The following is a 4720-nucleotide window of genomic DNA, read 5'->3' on the forward strand; positions in this document are numbered from 1 at the left end:
GCCCACCCCCTCGCTTTCGATCGAATCCGTGCTCGGCGGCCAGGGCGTGCTGCATGCGAAGCCGCGGACGGCACTCGACTGGGTCTCCGTCATCCGCCGCGGCATCTCCTCGGCGGCCGTCGACTCGGCCACGAAAACGCTGCACGTTACCCAGGCCGAACTTGCCGAAGCCCTGGGTATTCCGGAGCGCACCCTTGCGCGGCGCAAGAAGGAAGGCACCCTCAACAGCGAAGAGTCCGCCAAGCTGGTCCGCCTCGCGCGGGTCGCGGAACGCGCCCAGGAGGTCTTCGAGAATCCGGACGTTGCCATGCATTGGCTGAAGTCGCCCAACACGGCCCTCGGCACTGCCGTGCCGCTGTCGCTCATGGACACGGACATCGGTGCCGAGAGCGTGCTGGACACCCTTGGCCGCATCGAGCACGGCGTATTCGCCTGATGCTCACGGTGTGGCGTCTGGTAACGGCGCGCTTCGCGGCTTCCGCATTCTCGGGCGAGGGCGCGCGCCTGTACGGCGGACGCTGGAACCGCAAAGGCGTCCAGATGGTGTACACCGCCGCGACACAATCCCTCGCCATGCTCGAAATGCTCGTGCAGGACGAACCCCTGCGCGCCCGTTACGTGGTCATACCGGCAAGTATCCCGAGCGGCCTGCGCATCGACCGTATCGTCGTGAGCGAGTTGCCCGACGACTGGCGCAGCCCCGCGGGGCGCGAATACCTGCAGGATCTCGGCAGCGACTGGGCAAAGCGAAATTCCACCGCCGTCCTCGCGGTTCCCAGCGCGGTGATCCCGTCGGAAACGAACTACCTGCTCAACCCCTTGCACCCGTCCTTTACGAAAATCGCCATCGGCGACGCGCAGGAATTCATCACGGACCTGCGACTCATTCGAAGTTGATAATCCCGAAGCGTCCGCGACGTCCGATTCCGCCTCCACCCGACAAACCACCCCGACCCCGCACTACCTGAAATGTCCACCACACCCGAAGAAGACAAGACCGGCGATGCACTGAAGGCCCAGCGTTTCCAGATGCTGGAAGACATCGCCAGCGAAATGTCGCGCAAACTCGTCTTCCCGACCTGTTTCGACGTCACCATCCGCCTACGCGAACTGCTCGACGACCCTGACGCCCCGATCGAACGGATCAGCACCGCCGTAAGCCTCGACCCCATGATCAGCAGCCGCCTGCTGAGCGTTGCCAATTCCGTGCTCAACCGCCGCGATGGCCCGCCGTGCAAGGATCTGCAATCCGCGATCATGCGCATCGGCACGAAGTCGGTACGTACCCTCGCGCTCGGCATCGCGATGAAGCAACTCCTGCTGGCGAAGGACCTCACCGACTTCGACGGCATATCCAGACGGCTATGGACGCACTCCGTGACCACCGCCGCCGCCTGCTCCGTTCTCGCGCGCAAGTTCGGTCGCGTCACCGCCGAACAGGCACTGTTCGCCGGCCTGGTGCATGACCTGGGCGCCAGCTACATGCTCTATCGCGCCTCGCAGTACGACGAATTGCGTCAGCGGCCGGATACCGTCAAGCACCTCGTCTACCAGTGGCACGAGAGCATCGGCGAGTCCCTCCTCTTCTCCCTCGGCATCCCCGAGGAAATCGCCATCGCCACGCGCGACCACGATCACCCCCGCCCCGTGCCCGAGTATCCGCGTAACCTCACCGACATCGTCTACATCGGCAACATCATGGCCGGTGGACATTTCGAGTGGATGAAGAAGGATTTCGACGGCGCCGCGCATGCCCGTGCCGAGCTCGGCGAACCCTATCTGTCCCTGACCGACGACATGAAAGCCGCGACAGCGGAACTCCACGCCGCGCTCGACGGCTGACCTGCCCGGCAACCCGACGCAAACGGAAACTACGGAGCGAAATCCCGCGCGGATTGCCTGTAAAATTCCCTTCCGACGGAAGGCAGCCGGGGCGCTGCGCGTCGCCCCGGCGACGCCATGATCGATTCGCCTGTCCGGTTGACCACGCTGTACGGACACGGAGGCGCGCATGGCGCTGGCATCACTCTCGACGCAGCAGATCATCGACCAGCTCGACTCGGGCTATCACTGGGTCGGCAGCACCATCACCTACGCCTTCCCGATCGCCGCCGCCAACCTGTTCGGGACCGACGAAGGCGGCTCCTTTCAGCCGCTGGGCGCAACCCAGCAGGCGTACGCCGAAGTGGCGCTCGCCTCGTGGGACGAACTGATCGCCCCGTCCTTCGCCGAAGTATCGGGATCCGCGTCCGACATCGAATTCGGCCTCACCCTCAACGCCGACTACGCCCACGCCTATTTCCCCTCCTACGGAAGCGTCTGGTTCAGATCCGGCGACGCCTCGCTGTCCGACCCCGAGGTCGGCAGCTACGGCTACATGACCTATGTCCACGAGGTCGGCCACGCCCTGGGCCTGGACCACATGGGCGACTACAACGGCTACGCACCCGAGCCGACGAGCTACCAGGACAGCACGGTCCTGTCCGTCATGTCCTACTTCGGTCCGTCCTACGGCTCATGGTCCGCGGGAACCGGCCAGGTCGCGTGGGCCGACTGGGTAGGCTCGGACGGCCGGCTCTACCAACCCCAGACCCCCATGCCCGACGACGTCCTGGCGATCCAGAGCATGTATGGCACCGACCGCACGACCCGCAGCGGCGACACGACCTACGGATTCGGCTCGAACGTCACCGGCGCAATGGCGGGGATCCTCGATTTCACGCGCAACGCCCATCCCGTCCTCACCATCTACGATGCGGGCGGAAACGACATCCTCAACCTCAGCGGCTGGTCGTCGGGCAGCACGGTCGATATCGCGCCAGGAGCCTACAGCTCCTGCAACGACATGACCAACAACATCGCCATTGCATACTCGGCAGACATCGAAAACGTCGTCTGCGGCGACGGCTCCGATTCGATCAGCGGCAATTCCCTCGCGAACCGTCTCGACGGCGGCGGCGGAAACGACGCGATCTACGGCCTGAGCGGTGACGACGAGCTCCGCGGCGGCGGCGGCAACGACTACCTCGACGGTGGCACGGGCACCGACTGGGCCACTCTGGGCGCGGATCTCGGCAGCTACGCGATCATCTACGACGCCACCACCGGGATCTTCACGTTCCAGAACCAGTCGACCGGGGTCGACACCATCACCGGCACGGAATACTTCCGCTTCGCCAATGACGTCACGCGCAGCGCCAATGAACTCATCGGGGGGCAGCGCGCGGCGGCGATTGCCGGCATAACGGTCTCGGGCACCGGTCGCGCCAACATCCTCTCCGGCAGCGACGCCGATGACCAGCTGTTCGGCCTCGGGGGCGCGGATTCGCTCGACGGCGGCTTCGGCCACGACCTGCTCGACGGCGGCCGTGGTGCGGACCGGCTCACCGGTGGAAACGGCGACGACACCTATGTCGTCGACAATCGCAATGACATCGTGACCGAATCGAACGGCGTGCTCGGCGGCATCGACACCGTGCGCAGCACCGTCTCCTTCGCCCTCGGCGCCGACCTCGAACACCTCACCCTGGCCGGCCGCGCACGCGCGAACGGCACCGGCAACGACGGCAACAACGTCATCGTCGGCAACGCCGGCCTCAACACCCTCGACGGCCGCAGCGGCGACGACACGCTGATCGGCGCGGGGGGGCGCGACATCCTCAGCGGCGGCGCCGGCCGCGACGTCTTCCGCTTCGACGCCATCTCCGACACCAGCGCGAGTACCCGCAAAGCCGACATGATCTCGGACTTCGCGATCGGCGAAGACATCCTCGACCTGTCCCTCATCGACGCGAACCTCCTCACCGCGGAAAACGACGCCTTCGACGCCTCCTTCATCGCCGCCGGGTCGGCTTTCTATGCACCAGGTCAGCTCCAGCTCGCCGGCGGCATCCTGTACGGTAACGTCGACGCCGACGCGAATCCCGAGTTCGCGATCAACGTCGGACAGATCGCCCTCTCCCACAGCGACCTCGTGCTCTAGGCGACCGAATCGCGGCAATCGCTCCGGACCGCTGCACTGGAACCGCCATCACCTTACACACGATTACAACACGTGTGCGCTGAACGCTTGCCGCCGTACGCCGTCGCGTTACACTGCGCCCCTTGATGCCTTCCGAACGGAATATGCACATACATACGGCACTGCAACGCTGCCTGCTGATCCTGGCGCTTCCGCTCCTCGCCTCCACGGCGAGCCACGCAACCGAACCGAAAGCGGACAGCGCGGCGACCACGGTCGAGCTGTCGGCCGACGCCCGGCGTGCGGCACCCAACGACCTCGCCACCGCAACCCTTTATTTCGAGGCGGACGACCGCAATCCCGGTACGCTTGCGCGCAAGGTCAATAGCGCCATTGCGGCGGCACTGGAACAGGCGCGCGCCCATGCCACGGTGAAGGCGAAGTCCGCCGGCACGGCCACCTTTCCGGTCCATGGCAAGGAAGGCCGGCGCATCGAAGGCTGGCGCATGCGCTCCGACATCCAGCTGGAAAGCCGGGACCTCCCCGCCCTCACCGAACTCGTCGGCAAGCTCCAGGGAACGCTCGCGCTTTCCGGCCTGACCCTGCAGCCCTCGCCCGAAACCCGCAAGAGCACCGCCGACCTCGCCACCACCGACGCGATCCGTGCCTTCCAGGAGCGCGCCGCCGCCATCGCCGCCACGCTGAACAAGCCGTGGCGGATCCGCCATCTCTCCGTCGCCCACGGCGGCAGCCCCCGCC

Annotated in this window: 5 protein-coding genes; all 5 read left to right on the top strand. The window is 66.0% G+C overall.

The features are described from left to right. Positions 1-436: Xre family toxin-antitoxin system antitoxin (locus GPA27_RS27810; protein ID WP_211165291.1), on the top strand; the 436-nt coding region annotated here is incomplete at its 5' end. Continuing rightward, the gene (locus tag GPA27_RS27815) at positions 436-897 is read left to right on the top strand and encodes an RES family NAD+ phosphorylase (protein ID WP_169143648.1); all 462 of its coding nucleotides are present in this window, start codon (positions 436-438) and stop codon (positions 895-897) included. The genes GPA27_RS27810 and GPA27_RS27815, both read left to right, overlap by 1 nt. Before the next feature lie 72 nt (positions 898-969). After that, entirely contained in the window at positions 970-1842 is an 873-nt protein-coding gene (locus tag GPA27_RS27820; protein ID WP_169143649.1) for an HDOD domain-containing protein, read from the top strand. Positions 1843-2011: 169 nt separating this feature from the next. Continuing rightward, entirely contained in the window at positions 2012-3982 is a 1971-nt protein-coding gene (locus GPA27_RS27825; protein WP_169143650.1) for a M10 family metallopeptidase C-terminal domain-containing protein, read from the top strand. Positions 3983-4125: 143 nt separating this feature from the next. Continuing rightward, on the top strand, positions 4126-4720 hold a 595-nt coding region (locus GPA27_RS27830), incomplete at its 3' end, for an SIMPL domain-containing protein (RefSeq protein WP_169143651.1).

Source organism: Aromatoleum toluolicum (genome assembly GCF_012911005.2).
In the GTDB taxonomy this organism is placed as follows: Bacteria; Pseudomonadota; Gammaproteobacteria; order Burkholderiales; family Rhodocyclaceae; genus Aromatoleum; species Aromatoleum toluolicum.